This is a genomic window from uncultured Nonlabens sp. (assembly GCF_947495285.1).
Taxonomy (GTDB): domain Bacteria; phylum Bacteroidota; class Bacteroidia; order Flavobacteriales; family Flavobacteriaceae; genus Nonlabens.
Window position 1 is genome coordinate 43,175 of record NZ_CANLXZ010000008.1, and the last position, 14,575, is coordinate 57,749.

Annotated in this window: 15 protein-coding genes; 8 read left to right on the forward strand and 7 right to left on the reverse strand. The window is 34.4% G+C overall.

Going from position 1 to position 14,575, the window contains the following annotated elements; all coding sequences use genetic code 11:
• Positions 1-28: 28 nt before the first annotated feature.
• Both Q0838_RS04745 and Q0838_RS04750 read left to right on the forward strand, forming a co-directional pair.
• Entirely contained in the window at positions 29-1,162 is a 1,134-nt protein-coding gene (locus Q0838_RS04745) for a DegT/DnrJ/EryC1/StrS aminotransferase family protein (RefSeq protein ID WP_298951921.1), read from the forward strand.
• Positions 1,163-1,881: 719 nt separating this feature from the next.
• On the forward strand, positions 1,882-2,295 hold the full coding sequence (locus Q0838_RS04750; RefSeq protein WP_298951923.1) for an endonuclease domain-containing protein: 414 nt from the start codon (positions 1,882-1,884) through the stop codon (positions 2,293-2,295).
• 101 nt (positions 2,296-2,396) lie between these two features.
• Here Q0838_RS04750 and Q0838_RS04755 read toward each other — a convergent pair whose 3' ends face one another.
• From Q0838_RS04755 to Q0838_RS04775, 5 genes are all read right to left on the reverse strand, one after another.
• Positions 2,397-3,737 carry an AarF/UbiB family protein gene (locus Q0838_RS04755; protein WP_298951925.1) on the reverse strand — a complete coding sequence of 447 codons (1,341 nt, stop codon included), beginning with the start codon at positions 3,735-3,737 and terminating at the stop codon, positions 2,397-2,399.
• A gap of 95 nt (positions 3,738-3,832) precedes the next feature.
• Positions 3,833-4,516 carry a TetR family transcriptional regulator C-terminal domain-containing protein gene (locus tag Q0838_RS04760; RefSeq protein ID WP_298951927.1) on the reverse strand — a complete coding sequence of 228 codons (684 nt, stop codon included), beginning with the start codon at positions 4,514-4,516 and terminating at the stop codon, positions 3,833-3,835.
• Positions 4,517-4,702: 186 nt separating this feature from the next.
• Complete coding sequence (locus tag Q0838_RS04765) at positions 4,703-5,293, reverse strand: hypothetical protein (RefSeq protein ID WP_298951929.1); 591 nt, start codon at positions 5,291-5,293, stop codon at positions 4,703-4,705.
• Between the two features lie 10 nt (positions 5,294-5,303).
• Complete coding sequence (locus Q0838_RS04770) at positions 5,304-5,504, reverse strand: hypothetical protein (RefSeq protein ID WP_298951931.1); 201 nt, start codon at positions 5,502-5,504, stop codon at positions 5,304-5,306.
• Between the two features lie 195 nt (positions 5,505-5,699).
• On the reverse strand, positions 5,700-6,056 hold the full coding sequence (locus tag Q0838_RS04775; protein ID WP_298951933.1) for a nicotinic acid mononucleotide adenyltransferase: 357 nt from the start codon (positions 6,054-6,056) through the stop codon (positions 5,700-5,702).
• Between the two features lie 235 nt (positions 6,057-6,291).
• Here Q0838_RS04775 and aspS point away from each other — a divergent pair, with 235 nt between their 5' ends.
• The 6 genes from aspS to Q0838_RS04805 all read left to right on the forward strand — a co-directional run bounded on the left by aspS (position 6,292) and on the right by Q0838_RS04805 (position 12,234).
• Positions 6,292-8,043 (forward strand): aspartate--tRNA ligase, encoded by a 1,752-nt coding sequence (gene aspS / locus Q0838_RS04780; RefSeq protein WP_298951935.1) that lies wholly within the window; start codon positions 6,292-6,294, stop codon positions 8,041-8,043.
• A gap of 29 nt (positions 8,044-8,072) precedes the next feature.
• Complete coding sequence (locus Q0838_RS04785) at positions 8,073-8,336, forward strand: hypothetical protein (protein WP_298951937.1); 264 nt, start codon at positions 8,073-8,075, stop codon at positions 8,334-8,336.
• 98 nt (positions 8,337-8,434) lie between these two features.
• A complete protein-coding gene (locus tag Q0838_RS04790; protein WP_298951939.1) occupies positions 8,435-9,076 on the forward strand; it encodes a hypothetical protein in 642 nt (213 codons plus the stop codon).
• 101 nt (positions 9,077-9,177) lie between these two features.
• The gene (gene hemH / locus Q0838_RS04795) at positions 9,178-10,209 is read left to right on the forward strand and encodes a ferrochelatase (protein ID WP_298951940.1); all 1,032 of its coding nucleotides are present in this window, start codon (positions 9,178-9,180) and stop codon (positions 10,207-10,209) included.
• 79 nt (positions 10,210-10,288) lie between these two features.
• A complete protein-coding gene (locus Q0838_RS04800) occupies positions 10,289-11,650 on the forward strand; it encodes an MATE family efflux transporter (protein ID WP_298951942.1) in 1,362 nt (453 codons plus the stop codon).
• A 104-nt stretch (positions 11,651-11,754) separates the two neighbouring features.
• Entirely contained in the window at positions 11,755-12,234 is a 480-nt protein-coding gene (locus Q0838_RS04805) for a thioesterase family protein (RefSeq protein ID WP_298951944.1), read from the forward strand.
• A 508-nt stretch (positions 12,235-12,742) separates the two neighbouring features.
• Here the strand turns inward: Q0838_RS04805 and Q0838_RS04810 are convergent.
• Positions 12,743-13,630, reverse strand: a complete 888-nt coding sequence (locus Q0838_RS04810; RefSeq protein ID WP_298951946.1) for a DMT family transporter — start codon at positions 13,628-13,630, stop codon at positions 12,743-12,745.
• Positions 13,631-13,984 (reverse strand): ArsC/Spx/MgsR family protein, encoded by a 354-nt coding sequence (locus Q0838_RS04815; RefSeq protein WP_298951948.1) that lies wholly within the window; start codon positions 13,982-13,984, stop codon positions 13,631-13,633. It abuts the gene before it with no gap.
• Between the last annotated feature and the right edge of the window lie 591 nt (positions 13,985-14,575).

Genomic DNA, 14,575 nt, shown 5'->3' on the forward strand with positions numbered 1-14,575 from the left:
AAACGCACTAATTTAATAAAATTTGCAAATGCGTAAAATACAGATGGTTGACCTTCAAGGTCAGTATGAAGGAATAAAAGATAGAGTGAATAATGGGTTGAAAGAAGTCATCGAGTCGGCGGCTTTTATTAATGGACCAGAAGTTCATGCTTTTCAAAAAGAGCTAGAAGACTATCTAGATGTAAAACATGTAATACCATGTGCAAATGGTACTGATGCTTTACAAATAGCTATGATGGGACTAGGTTTAAAACCTGGCGACGAAGTCATTACTGCCGACTTTACATTTGCAGCTACCGTAGAAGTAATTGCACTTTTAAATCTAACGCCGGTTCTAGTAGACGTAAATCCTTATAACTTTAATATCGATACAGACGCGATAAGAAAAGCTATAACGCCTAAAACTAAAGCGATTGTACCAGTTCACTTATTCGGCCAGACGGCAAATATGGACGAGATCATGGCTATTGCAAACGAGCACGACCTTTTTGTAATAGAAGATAATGCACAAGGAATAGGTTCTAATTATATGCACGCAAATGGTTCTAAGTCTAAGACTGGTACTATAGGTAATGTAGGTACAACATCTTTTTTTCCATCTAAAAATTTAGGTGCATATGGAGATGGAGGCGCTATCTTTACAAATGACGATGAGCTGGCACACATTATAAGAGGTGTTGTAAATCATGGTATGTACGAGCGTTACCACCATGACGTAGTAGGTGTTAACTCTAGGCTAGACGCAATGCAAGCCGTAGTCTTAAGAGCAAAACTGCCTAAACTTAATGATTACAATAACGCACGTAGAGATGCGGCGAGAAAGTATACAGCTGCATTTGCAGGAGAAGAAAAAATAATAACACCTATAGTTTGTGATAATTGTGACTGTCACGTTTTCCATCAATACACACTAGTTATTAAAGACGCAGATCGCGATGGACTTGTAAAACATTTACAGGCAAATAACATTCCTTGCGGTGTTTATTATCCGATACCTTTACATAAACAAAAAGCTTATGTAGACGATAGATATAAAGAAGAAAACTTTACCGTGACTAACCAGCTAGTAAAAGAATGTATTTCTTTACCTATGCACACAGAGCTGGACGACGAGCAAATTAAATTCATTACAGATCATGTAAAAGAGTTTTTGAATAGATAGATGAAGATCTAATAATAAATAAAAGACCCTTATGAAAACAAAGATGTAATTTGTTTTTATAGGGGTTTTTCCATTTTTCGCTTTCGCGAAAGCGGAATACTTACCGTCTTACGGTTTATAATGCCATTAAAGTAATAATACACTTAAATAAATCGATAGAGCTTAATAAGCACTGCCTTATGGTGATAATATTTTAGGTTGAATGTTGAAACCTTTTCCCTAACCCTAAAGGGTAGGTTTCTAAATAAAGCGTTTCATAAATGATTTCGTTTTATGGAGAGCTATTTTAAAGTTGATTTTATAATAAAAGACAGACTAAAAACTTCCACCCTTTAGGGTTGGGGAAAGAAGTTTTGGTTTAGTAGAAGTGAAACCTTTTCCCTAACCCTAAAGGGTAGGTTTCTAGATAAAGAGATTAATAAAGAATATCCTTTTGAAGAGCTATTTTAAAGTTGATTTTATAATAAAAGACAGGCTAAAAACTTCCACCCTTTAGGGTTGGGGAAAGAAGTTTTAGTTTAATAGAAGAGAAACCTTTTCCCTGACCCTAAAGGGTAGGTTTCTAGATTACAATTGAATGTTACTATTAAATTTTAAAAATAATCCTGAATTTTTTGTTTCCGCACCTTTCAAGGTTGGGGAATGGAAACCGTTCAAGATCAAATGCCGAAACCTTTTCCCTAACCCTAAAGGGTAGGTTTCTTCTAGTATGTCACACAATGAAAAAAGAAGAAATAGATTATCTAAAAATTGAAGGAATGTTTGCAGGAGCAACCGCTGATGTAAGAAGATTTGCGATTCAATTGCGCGCAAATACTACTGAATCTGAAGATAAATTGTGGACTTATTTAAAGAATAAACCATTTGAGATAAAATTCAGAAGACAACATCCTTTTAATCTTTATATATTAGACTTTTACTGTCATAAGTTACGACTAGGAATAGAAGTTGATGGAGGTTATCATTTTACTAGACAGCAACAAGAAAAAGACCGAGACAGAACTTTAGAAATTTCAAAATATAAAGTAGATGTTATTCGATTCACTGACGTTGAAGTAATTCAAGACTTTGAAAAGGTTCAAAATGAAATAGAAGCTATAATAAAAGACAGACTAAAAACTTCCACCCTTTAGGGTAGGGGAAAGAAGTTTGGGTTTAGTAGATGAGAAACCTTTTCCCTAACCCTTTAAGGCAGGGGAAATAAGTTTTTTTGTTTTTCAATAAAGGTTTCTTACTACAAAGCACTATGATTTTTAAAACCTTTCTCTTCTAGATACTTTACATATTCATGTGTATTCACAGTCGCTTTTAAATCGTGTAAAAGATTATAAAGGCCAAAGAACGTACGGTTAATGTATAAGAAATGCTTGCTACCACGGTTACCGTTCATCTTACGTAATTCTTTATCATTGCTGTATTTCTCGCTTAGGGAAGAAATCTCATCCCAGAATGATTCATCAGCAAAATCAAAGGTCTTTTCTTGAAATGGTTTTGTAAATAGGCTTAACATTTCATGAAACAATGCGCTGAAATAAATAATTTCTTTCTCACTATCGTCTTTCCGTAGAATCTCTAGCTCGTATAATTTTGCTTTAAAAATAGCAGGATTATTTATACTTGCAGGTACAGCCAGCTCAAAATACGGTTGGTAAAATTCGTCCACGATTTCTTTAATACAACCGAAGTCTATAGCTATTAATTCTTCATCTTTAGAAATCAAAAAATTTCCTGGATGTGGGTCTGCATGGACGGCTTTAAGACCGTGCATCTGGAACATATAAAAATCCCAAAGCGATTGCCCTAGTTTATTACCAGTTTTTTGAGCGAATTCGGTTTTTGCAAATTCACTTAAATGTTGTCCCGTCATCCAGTCCATGGTAATGATGCGCTTACTAGATAGCTCTGGATAGTATTGTGGGAACTTCAAATTAGGTATATGACTGCAAGCTTCTGTAATTTCAATACTTTGTTTTACTTCAAGGGTGTAATCTGTCTCTTCAGTAAGTTTATCTTCAACCTCGGCAAAATAGCGCTTTGAATCTTCACCTTTAAGATTAAACATTTTTATAGCGATAGGTTTTACCATCGCAAGATCGCTACCTATAGACTCTGCTACCCCAGGATACTGAATTTTTACCGCTAGTTCTTTACCGTCTTTTGTCGCTCGATGTACCTGACCTATACTGGCTGCGTTTACAGAATTTTTTGAAAAAGTATCATAAATCTCTTCGGGAAAAGCACCTTGATATTTTTTAAACGTTTTTCTTACTAAAGGAGCAGAAAGTGGTGGGACACTAAATTGTGCTAGACTAAATTTTTCTACATAAGCTCCAGGCAGTAAGCTCTTATCCATAGAAAGCATTTGTGCTACCTTAAGCGCGCTACCTTTTAAGCTCTTTAATCCATCATAAATATCAGTGGCATTGTCTTCGTCTAGAGAAGATCTATCCATAGAAGGATTCACTGCTTTTTTAGAATAATACTTGATATAATTAGCACCTATTTTAGCGCCAGTTTTTACTAGCTCTGTGGTACGGCCTATTTTACTGGTAGGTATTTTGTCTAGTGTTTTCATAGGATGATATTAATTCCGCTTTTGCGAAAGCGGAACATGCAATAAAAAATAGTTACAATCAAATAATTCTAAAAAAGAGATAGATCTCTATATTATTAAGACATGCGTTCTTTCCAAAGGAATTTACCAAAATCCAAAACAGCGTCTAAAGGTGTGTTATCAAAAACGTCAAAAATGGTATTGACAGATTTTTCTATCGCCATGTCTGTTTTTTCAAATCCAGCGCTGTCGTCGTCCATCCAAAATTTTATAAGGAATAACATTTGTACCCACGCGCCTTCACTATAAATCGTTTCTGAACGCTCTAAAAGGATGTTAGTCTTATTTTCATTGCGTTCCATGATCAGTTCTTTGGCAAAATTCTTCACATGCTTGCGCAAACCTTTCAGTTGCTCCATTTTGGACATCATGTGCTGATTTTCTTTCAACGTGTAGATCACGTAACTTCTATTTAAAGTTAAAATTTCAAAAAAAGTATAGAAAAAAGTAAGCATCTTCTCGCGGTTAGAAAAATGAACATATTCTTCATTTTTATGCGAGACATCCATAGTCATGGTAAAGAAGGTGTTCCAGATATCCTTGCGTAGGCTGTCAAAACTTCCAAAGAATTTATAAAAATCTTGCTCTGGCATATTGTTCTCTTTAGCAAATTTAAAAACAGACTTAGGTGTTTTTTCATGTTCTAGAACATAATCCATATATGCAGTAAGAATATCATGCTTAGTGATTTCCTTGTTTTTGGGAGTCTTTTTTGCTGGTGCTTTTTTAGTCGTTGCCATAATCTTAAATATATATGTAAAGATAATCTCTGTTCAACTTATCACATAATAAGTTTAAACAAAAGAATGTTAAGATTTGGTCGTTGTTTAACTCTAAAACTTAGCATCACACACAAAAAAAAATCCCTTTCTAAATTTTAGAAAGGGATTTTTGTAAAAATCAAACACGATTTCTTAAAGATAATGCTATAAATTTTCTTCTTTTTTATTAAATTTTGCTATTAAACTGACTTCTATCCATTCATCAATCATGTGATCATAAAAGTGTTGTGTCAACTCCATGGTTATTTTATCAGAAGTATCAAATTCAATTAAATACGGTCGTGATTGACCTAATATATCAGTAGGATCTAAATGGTTAAAATAAGGCTCATCTTCTACGAACGAAACAATTTCCTCGTTTTCTATAAATAGGGAATGTGTTCTCCCTTGAGGTTTGAATCTATAATTCAAATCTTGATGAAAGCCATTATAGTCATCTCTAGGCATGCCTTCTGTTTCAAGCCAATATTTTCCTTTAGTTTGAGATTCATATAGTTCTAGATGATGATGTTCCTGCCTGAATGGAAAGGAAAACCACAATAATTGTAGCTCTTCTTTAAAATCTGTGCTTGCAATACCATCGTAGTCTAAGTCCATTTCTATGCTGGATTCTAGACTTTGCAATTCATAAATGCCCAGGTTAGCAGGTAAAGTTTCGATATTATCGTCATCATTGCAGCTTACAAAAAACAGATGACTGATGATGATTACCGCTATTAATTTTATATTATTCATAGTTTCTTTTTTAAAATTCTACTTGTACAGGTCTTATTTCTATCTCCAGTTGAGAAGGTGAATACAGCCTAAGATACAATTTGTTATCACATGGATTAAGATGGATCATTCTATCATAAAATGCAACATCAAATTCTCCTATAAAATCGCTTCCCTCTGTATACTTATAAGATCTAGATTTGCATCCAGTGGCAAGTACTAAAGGTGTCATAACTGCAAAGCTGAGAAAATATTTTCTAAATTTATTCCTTTGCTATTTTACTGTTTTGTTGTTTTTTCACAATAAAGTGATTTTAGCGATGTACAAAGTTTTACTAAAATTTTATCATTTACAAATAATGTTACAAAAAAAATCCCTTTTTAAATAATTAAAAAGGGATTTTCAAGATTATAAGTAACTCGTGAACTATGGTTTGTTAGTAGCAACAGGCTCTTTACTTACCCAGGTGTTAACTGCTATAATAGCATTTTCACTATAATCTACCTCTGTAAGTTGGTCACCTTTCCAGAAAAACCATTTACCAGCTTTTCTATCGTTTTTATATTCTGCCTTAGCAGTTTTAAGACCATCAGCACTATAGCTTATCCACTCACCGTGTCTTTTATCATTTAAGAATGTTCCTGTTTGTGCTACTGTTCCGTTTTCATGAAAATAGGTAGCTTTAACTACACCATCTTCCATTTTTTCAAAAGTAGGTTTTACCTCTTGTGCCGTTGCAAATACACCTACCATCATTACTGCAAAAATTATTAATTTCTTCATCGTTCTTTCTTTTAATTATAATCAAACTTAACATTAAAAACGCTTTTACACAACAATTAGGTAACATTAAATTTACATTGAATTCATAATAATCTAAAAATCAATTAATTAAACAAAATGAAACATCATGTTAAAATGTGTTTTAAGGAGTCGTAATGCAAAATCTTTGTATCATTAGTTATATGTTTATGAGTGAAATCCCTTTATTTTTGCATAATTAATAGAAGAGATTATTATGTATAGATCACACGATTGTGGAAGCCTGCGTGCTAGCGATATAAATAAAGAAGTAACACTTGCCGGTTGGGTTCAAAAAAGCCGTGATAAAGGTTTTATCGTTTGGGTGGATTTGAGAGATCGCTATGGTATTACTCAGCTGCTATTTGATGAAGAACGTACAGAAAAGGCACTCATAGAAAAGGCGCAAAAGTTAGGTCGCGAGTTTGTGATCCAGGTAAAAGGTATTGTAATTGAGCGTGAGTCTAAAAATAAAAATATTCCTACAGGAGAAATTGAGATTCTAGTTAAAGAATTAGAAATATTAAGCGAGTCTAAAACGCCTCCATTTACCATAGAAGATAAAACAGATGGCGGTGAAGAGCTGCGTATGAAATACCGCTATCTAGATATACGTCGCAATCCAGTGCGTGAGAATTTAATCTTCCGTTCTAAGGTAGCTATGGAAGTGCGCAATTTCTTAGCAAATAAAGATTTTATTGAAGTAGAAACGCCTGTTTTAATTAAATCCACACCAGAAGGTGCTCGTGACTTTGTGGTGCCATCGCGCATGAATGAAGGGCAGTTTTATGCCTTGCCACAATCACCACAAACCTTTAAGCAGTTGCTGATGGTAGGTGGAATGGATAAGTATTTCCAGATTGTAAAATGTTTTAGAGATGAAGATTTACGTGCAGATCGCCAGCCAGAGTTTACTCAAATAGATTGCGAGATGTCTTTTGTAGAACAAGAAGATGTCTTGAATATTTTTGAAGATATGACGCGCCATTTATTGAAAAAAGTGAAGAACGTAGATGTTGCAGAGTTTCCACGTATGACCTATCAGGAGGCGATGGAGAAGTATGGTAATGATAAACCAGACATTCGTTTTGGGATGGAGTTTGCTGATATTTCCGCTTTCGCGAAAGCGGGAGAATTCAAAATCTTTAACGAAGCAGAGCTGGTTGTTGCTCTTGCAATTCCAGGTGGGGAGAGCATGACACGTAAAGAAATTGATAAATTAATTGATTGGGTGCGACGTCCACAAGTAGGTGCTACAGGAATGGTGTACGCAAAATGCAACCTAGATGGTACTTATAAATCTAGTGTAGATAAATTTTATTCTCAGGAAGACCTTTCAAAATGGGCAGAAGCTACTGGCGCAGAACCAGGAGACTTGATCTGTGTAATGTCAGGACCTGCAGATAAAACGCGTGCGCAATTAAGTGCCTTGCGTATGGAAATGGCAGAGCGACTAGGATTGCGTAATGCAAATGAATTTGCTCCTCTATGGGTGGTAGATTTTCCATTATTAGAATGGGATGAAGATACAGAGCGTTACCACGCCATGCACCATCCATTTACTTCTCCTAAACCAGAAGACATAGAAAAGCTAAAAACAGATCCAGGAAATGTGCGTGCAAACGCTTACGATCTGGTCATGAATGGTAATGAAATAGGTGGTGGATCTGTGAGAATATTTGATAAAGAATTACAGGTCTTAATGTTCGATCATTTAGGGTTTACTCCAGAAGAGGCTCGAGCACAATTCGGTTTCCTTATGGATGCTTTTGAATATGGAGCGCCACCACATGCAGGATTAGCTTTCGGTTTTGATAGGTTGGTTTCTATTTTAGGAGGTCAGGAAACGATTAGAGATTTTATCGCATTCCCTAAAAATAATAGTGGTAGAGATGTTATGATAGATGCGCCTAGTGCTATCGATCTAGAACAATTGAAAGAATTGAATTTAAAAGTAACCGTATCGTAAAGGTAGATCACATCGACCCTATTAAAAATATGAACTTTTTAAAAACATTAGGAATCCTACTCTTATGTGCTGTTGTGGCCATAGCGGTAGGGTTTTTATTACTACATCAAGGTAACGATGCGTTAGGTCATAAAATGATCGGGCTTGCTACGCTTTTTATATTTTTAGTCATCATGCCATCGTTTATTTGGACGCGCTATAAAAATAAGGACCTTTCTAAATTTAACTTTCATCAAAATAAAAGTGAAGAGGACGAAGACTGGGATATCAATGATAAAAGCCGATTAAATTAAATATTATAGTTACTTATATGGTAGCTTTTTAATTAAGTAACACTGGTAAATTGATAATAGATATATAATTGTGAGTACTGAATAAATAAAAGAATTAAATGACGTTCCATAAAGAATTTAAAGAAGCGCTAAGTCATCTATCAAGTGTCGAGAAGGATAAACTCATTCTAAGACTTTTAAAGAAAGATCTTATGCTGGCTAATAGATTAGCCTTTGAATTATTGGACAATGGAAGTGTTGATGATAGAAGAGCTGATCTTGAAATAGCTTTAAAAAACGAAATAGAATATAGAGCTACTTTTGTAACGACACCAGGTTATCTAATGATGGACTTAAGAGATATGAGTGGTAGAATTACCGAGCATCTCAAGATAACTAAAGATAAATTCGGAGAAGTAAGTCTTAATTTATTGATGCTAGTTGAGTGTTTAAAAATTCATAATAAAAAAATAGAAGAATACACCCCTGGTAAGTCTAGGAAACTTTCTGTTTACATTATTGCTAGAGCTTTTAAAATATTAATTTTAATCTGTAAAATGCATGAAGATACATTTATGGAATTTGAAGATGACCTAAAAAAACTGGGAACTCTCATTTCTGATAATAAGTATTTGATGCGCGCAGCTACATTTAATAGATTTGATGTCAACTGGCTATTAAATGCAGATATTCCAGAAGATATAGAGGCATTTCATAAAGAAATACGAGCTAATGGCTATTTAAAAAGTAATTCTTTTTGATTACAATTTTATTATTAATCATAAAGCTTTTCCACATTTTAGAACCAAATTAAGTAATAACTTCTCCTTATTACCGACTTTTGTAACTGTTAAACAATAATATGAAAAAAGGTGTATTAATGGTTAATCTGGGATCTCCAGATAGTCCTAACCCAAAAGATGTAAAAAAATATCTTGATGAGTTCTTGATGGACGAGCGAGTTATAGACTTACCATACATATTGAGAGCTATTCTAGTAAAGGGAATAGTATTAAACACAAGGCCTAAAAAAAGTGCTGAGGCCTATAGTAAAATATGGTGGGATGAAGGAAGTCCATTAATTGTACTTTCAGAACGCTTACAAGAAAAAATAGACGCTTTTACTAGTGTGCCTATTGCTCTTGCTATGCGTTATGGATCTATGTCTATAGAAAAAGGAATGCAAGAATTGCATGATAAAGGTGTAGATGAGGTACTGCTTATACCTCTGTATCCTCAATTTGCTATGGCGACTACTGAAACTATTCAAGTACTTGCTGAAGAGCTGCGTCAGGAAAAATTCCCGAATATGTCTTTTACACACATGCCGCCATTTTATAATCATCCAGATTATATACGCGTACTGTCTGAATCTATTAGAGAATCCTTAGAAGGCAAAGATTATGAACATTTATTGTTCTCTTATCATGGAGTTCCTAAAAGGCACATAAGAAAGAGTGATATCACAAAGTCACATTGTAAAATGGATGGAAAATGTTGTTCTACACCATCACCAGCACACGAGTTTTGTTACAGTCATCAATGTAAGGAGGTAACAAGATTAGTAGGAGAATACCTAGGTATGGAAGAAGGTACTTTTTCTACCAGTTTCCAGTCGCGACTAGGTTTTGACCCATGGTTAACACCATATACAGATCGTACTATTGAAAAAATGGGATTAGGTGGGACTAAGAAAATGGCCATTGCTACTCCAGCTTTTGTGAGTGACTGCCTGGAAACACTAGAAGAAATAGCTATGGAAGGAGAAGAGATTTTTCATGAAGTAGGAGGTAAAGAATTTCATGTAATTCCATGTCTCAATGATCGTGAAGATTGGGTAAAAGTACTTTCTCGATGGATAGATGAATGGGCAATGAGTGAGGTTACTTTATAAATATGATGTTTTACTTTATTACAAAAGGTCTTCTAGTCAGGAGACCTTTTTTATTTTACTACGCATACCTTTGCCGCTCATGAAACCATTAAACTCTAGTAAATCAGAACTATTAGGTAAACAGCCTATTACAAAGCTACTTATCAAGCAAGCCGTGCCTGCTTCTATAGGAATACTTGTGATGTCTTTGAACATCTTAGTAGATAGCTTTTTTGTGGGAAACTGGATCAGTTCTGATGCGCTAGCAGCCGTGGGTGTAGTGTTGCCTATTTCCTTTTTTGTAGGAGCTTTAGGAATGGCTATAGGGATAGGTGGATCAAGTATAATCTCTAGAGCTTTAGGTTCTGATAATAAAACTAAGGCACAACTAACCTTGGGTAATATGCTAGCCCTTACTATAGTTGTAACCGCTATTCTTACCGTTTTAGGTCTGTTATTTATCCATACACTGGTTCCTGCTTTTGGTGGTAGAGGAGTCTTGTTCGAGCCAGCGAGCATCTATTGCCAGATTGTCTTTTATGGTATACCATTTCTGTCTTTATGTATGATGGGAAATAATGTCATTCGTGCAGAAGGTGCTCCTACGCATGCTATGATTGCCATGCTTATTCCATCAGTAGGTAATTTGTTTTTAGATTATATTTTAATTAATGTGTACAATTTTGGAATGGCCGGAGCTGCGTGGGCGACTACGGCTAGTTATTTCTTGTGTTTTAGTTATGTGACATGGTTTTTTCTATCTGGAAGAAGTGAATTAAACATATCGCTACGAGATTTAATTCCAGATAGAAATATTCTTAAAGAAATAGGAAGTTTAGGTTTTGTTACCCTTGCTAGACAGGCAACTTCCAGTATTATTTTTTTGATCATGAATAATATACTCTTTGAATTAAGTGGTGCAGATGGTGTTGCTGTTTTTAGAATTATAGGGGCGATGATGATGTTTGCCATATTTCCTGTTCTAGGAGTAACACAAGGGTTTTTACCCATCGCTGGATTTAACTACGGTGCACAATTATGGAGTCGTGTACGAGAAGTTATTTACACCTCGATTAAGATTTCTTGTATTCTAGGAGCTCTTATTTTTATGGGGCTTTTTCTATTTACTTATGAAATAGCCGGTGCTTTTACAGACAATATTAATGTAATTGAAAAAAGCTCATTTGCAATGAAAATGGTTTTTCTATCTGTCCCATTTATAGCAATTCAGTTAATAGGAGCAGCATATTATCAGGCTATCGGTAAAGCAATTCCTGCGTTGCTATTGACTCTTTTGAGAATGGCTATTATTCTTATTCCATTGCTATTAATTCTTCCTGGTTTATATGGTGAGTTAGGAGTGTGGATTAGTTTTCCCATTGCAGACGTGTTCTCTACAATTATTACTGCCGGTTATTTGTGGAAAGCGATGAAGAAACTGAAAATAAAAATAACAGGGTAATTTATTTTGTTTCCGCTTTCGCGAAAGCGGAATAATTAAATATTCTCTAAACCTTTTCTTTACTATCTGCGCATATAATATCTTTACTTAAAAATTAAGCTTTTATGTATATCAAAGAATTTGATGTGAGATGGAGTGACCTAGACGCTAATAGGCACATGGCAAACAGTGCTTATCAAAATTTCATGAGTCATACGCGTATGGCATTTTTAATAGAGAACGACTTTGGTCATAGAGAAATGTCCCAATATGAAACAGGACCGGTCATTTTTAATGAAAATATATTTTATTTTAAAGAAATTCATCAAGGTAGACCCATTAGAGTTAGTTGTGAAGTAACTGGAATGAGTGAAGACGGTAGCCTATTCAGTTTTGTGCATAATTTTTATGATTTTAAGGGTCGTAATGTTGCGCGAGGTTTAATGACCGGCGCATGGATGAATTTAAGAGAACGTAAAATAACCGCCTTACATCCAGAATTGCTCGATAAAATTAAACATTTCCCTAGATCTGCAGATTTTAAAATATTACAAAAATCAGATACTAGATCCCATGGACAATTTGCTCAAGATCTAGATATTTAATTTGTTTTGTTAAAACCAGATTAAATATTAAGGTAGTTGAAAAGTTAAGAAAAAGTATTGTACCAGCTTGTTTTTCAGCCATTATGGTACTGTATCAATAGCTTTTTATAATGTTTAAGCAGATTTTGTATTTTACACTAGAGCTTAAAGGGAATCAAATTGCCATTTTGAAGACTTCTATTTCTTTTTAAGAGACAAAAGGAAGGGTGATCTCTGTTAGACTTACATGAAAATTGCGATGGATAAGAGATCGCCTCACCGCAACATTAGAGGTAAGGTAATGGTTTATGTGCTTAATCGTGGTAATCATTATTATATTAAACCAGTTGAATGAGTTCATTTTCTTTAAGCACGTATAGAGGTTATTGTAGAATAGTATCAAGTAGTACTTAAAAGTGTTGTATTTGAATCAATTTTGTACGTTCTCTAATTTTTACCAATATACTAGTGCGTATGTGTTGAGCTTTATATTTAGAGAACTCAATAGATTGTTCAAATATTATAAAAGTTACTTTTTCTTAAGTCCTGTTAAAAATACACCAGTAAAAATCAACAAACCTGCAACGAGTTTTTGCCAGGTAATCACATCTTTATCCAGTCCTACAGCTATAAGTGTTGCTAGTAAAGGTTGTAAGTAAATAAACACAGCAACTACACTTGGTTTTAATGTTCTTATAGCTATAATATTGAGCATGTAGGTCCCAAAGGTGGCAAAAATTACCACATAACCTATATTCAGTAAAACCTCTGTGCTAGCAGTTGTGATCTCAAATTCTAGTCCCTGAGAAATGCCAAAAGGTGTGATAATTAAAACACCAAAAAAGTACAACCATTTCATAAGTGTAAACACATCATATACAGCGGTTAGTCTTTTTGCCAGTAGGATATATATACCGTAAGAAATCGCGTTTACTAGAACTAGTATGTTTCCTAAAAAGGGATCTTTTGCTGCGGTGCTTGCTCCTGTAGAAAGAAGTGTTAATAGCGCTGCCCCAGAAAACCCAATCATAATACCTATTATGCGCAAAGTATGTAGTTTTTCTTTTAAAAAAAGAGCACTCAAAACCAGCACGATTATAGGTGTACTTACCATTAAAACAGATGCGCTTATAGGAGACGTTAATGAGAGTCCCCACATAAAGGTAATCATGTTAAAACCTACACCACAAAAAGCAGCTAGGGCTATGAGCGGTAATTCTCGATAAGGTATTTTTTTCTTAGACTCAGTAAAAAGGGAGATAATCCAGAATATGACACAAGTAGCTACAACTCTATACCATACCAGGCCTAATGGTCCTACATGCTCTGGAGTAACCTCCTTTGCAGCCGTAAAGTTATAAGCATAAAATAATGCTACTAAAAAGCCACAAATAATAGCAACTGTTCTTTTACTCATTTAAGACAGTGCCTCCTGCGCCGCAGTGACTACTTTTTTAGAATTACCTATATATGCCTGATCATTGTATATAAGGATAGGTCTTTTTATAAACGTATAATGATCCAGTAAAAGGTTTTTATAATCCTCTTCTGTTAAATCCTTTTCATGAAGACCTCGACCTCTGTATAATTGAGCTCTTCTATTAAAAAGAGACTCATAAGAGCCTGCCTGTTCTTTTAAAAACTCAACCTGATCTATGGTTACAGGTTCTTGTTTTGTGTTTTGTGAAGAGATGTCTTCTGTAAGTTTTAACTCACTTTTTATGCGTTTACAAGTATTGCAGCTATCTAGATAAATGAATAGATTTTTCATATTGCAAAATTACGATAGGTTTTTTGATAAGGAATATCTTTAACATTAATTAATGTGCTCGTTTCGCTTTCGCGAAAGCGAAATAATACCAACTGTAGTTGAAATACATCGTTATGTCATTTAATTATTCAAATATAATCCAGTTACTAGACAGCTGTTTCTAATCTCTATAGAATAAATACTTTACTGTACATGAATTAAAACGGATTCCATAAGTATTAAAAAATAATAACATTTAAAATATTGCGCATAGCATTATTGCAGGGCAAGGTCTATTTTAGGATCCGTGAAATCTGTAAATATTCTAATCAAACAATGTACATAAACATAAGGTAACGGCAACACGGGACGATGTGGTAAGTAAAGTGTAGGTAGTAGATTGCAAAGTCTAGGTAGTGAGCCTTGCATAAGAAAACTAAACTAGACTGCGAGAACAGATCTTTTAAGGTGTTTAAGAAATACACAACTAGTACTAATTATACAATGTGATGTAGAAAAGGCGTTGCGTATGGATAATATTAAGGAACATAAACTAGGCTATGTTCTTCCTATTAGAAAGCCGTTTAAGAACAATTAAATAAATTTTAAAAG

Bases quoted from the DNA above. Each gene is read 5' to 3' on its own strand.
- Q0838_RS04810 (WP_298951946.1), bottom strand. From the start codon at position 13,630: ATGAGTAAAAGAACAGTTGCTATTATTTGTGGCTTTTTAGTAGCATTA.
- Q0838_RS04755 (WP_298951925.1), bottom strand. From the start codon at position 3,737: ATGAAAACACTAGACAAAATACCTACCAGTAAAATAGGCCGTACCACA.
- Q0838_RS04805 (WP_298951944.1), top strand. From the start codon at position 11,755: ATGTATATCAAAGAATTTGATGTGAGATGGAGTGACCTAGACGCTAAT.
- Q0838_RS04760 (WP_298951927.1), bottom strand. From the start codon at position 4,516: ATGGCAACGACTAAAAAAGCACCAGCAAAAAAGACTCCCAAAAACAAG.
- Q0838_RS04815 (WP_298951948.1), bottom strand. From the start codon at position 13,984: ATGAAAAATCTATTCATTTATCTAGATAGCTGCAATACTTGTAAACGC.
- Q0838_RS04800 (WP_298951942.1), top strand. From the start codon at position 10,289: ATGAAACCATTAAACTCTAGTAAATCAGAACTATTAGGTAAACAGCCT.
- Q0838_RS04785 (WP_298951937.1), top strand. From the start codon at position 8,073: ATGAACTTTTTAAAAACATTAGGAATCCTACTCTTATGTGCTGTTGTG.
- Q0838_RS04790 (WP_298951939.1), top strand. From the start codon at position 8,435: ATGACGTTCCATAAAGAATTTAAAGAAGCGCTAAGTCATCTATCAAGT.
- Q0838_RS04745 (WP_298951921.1), top strand. From the start codon at position 29: ATGCGTAAAATACAGATGGTTGACCTTCAAGGTCAGTATGAAGGAATA.
- aspS (WP_298951935.1), top strand. From the start codon at position 6,292: ATGTATAGATCACACGATTGTGGAAGCCTGCGTGCTAGCGATATAAAT.
- hemH (WP_298951940.1), top strand. From the start codon at position 9,178: ATGAAAAAAGGTGTATTAATGGTTAATCTGGGATCTCCAGATAGTCCT.
- Q0838_RS04765 (WP_298951929.1), bottom strand. From the start codon at position 5,293: ATGAATAATATAAAATTAATAGCGGTAATCATCATCAGTCATCTGTTT.
- Q0838_RS04750 (WP_298951923.1), top strand. From the start codon at position 1,882: ATGAAAAAAGAAGAAATAGATTATCTAAAAATTGAAGGAATGTTTGCA.
- Q0838_RS04770 (WP_298951931.1), bottom strand. From the start codon at position 5,504: ATGACACCTTTAGTACTTGCCACTGGATGCAAATCTAGATCTTATAAG.
- Q0838_RS04775 (WP_298951933.1), bottom strand. From the start codon at position 6,056: ATGAAGAAATTAATAATTTTTGCAGTAATGATGGTAGGTGTATTTGCA.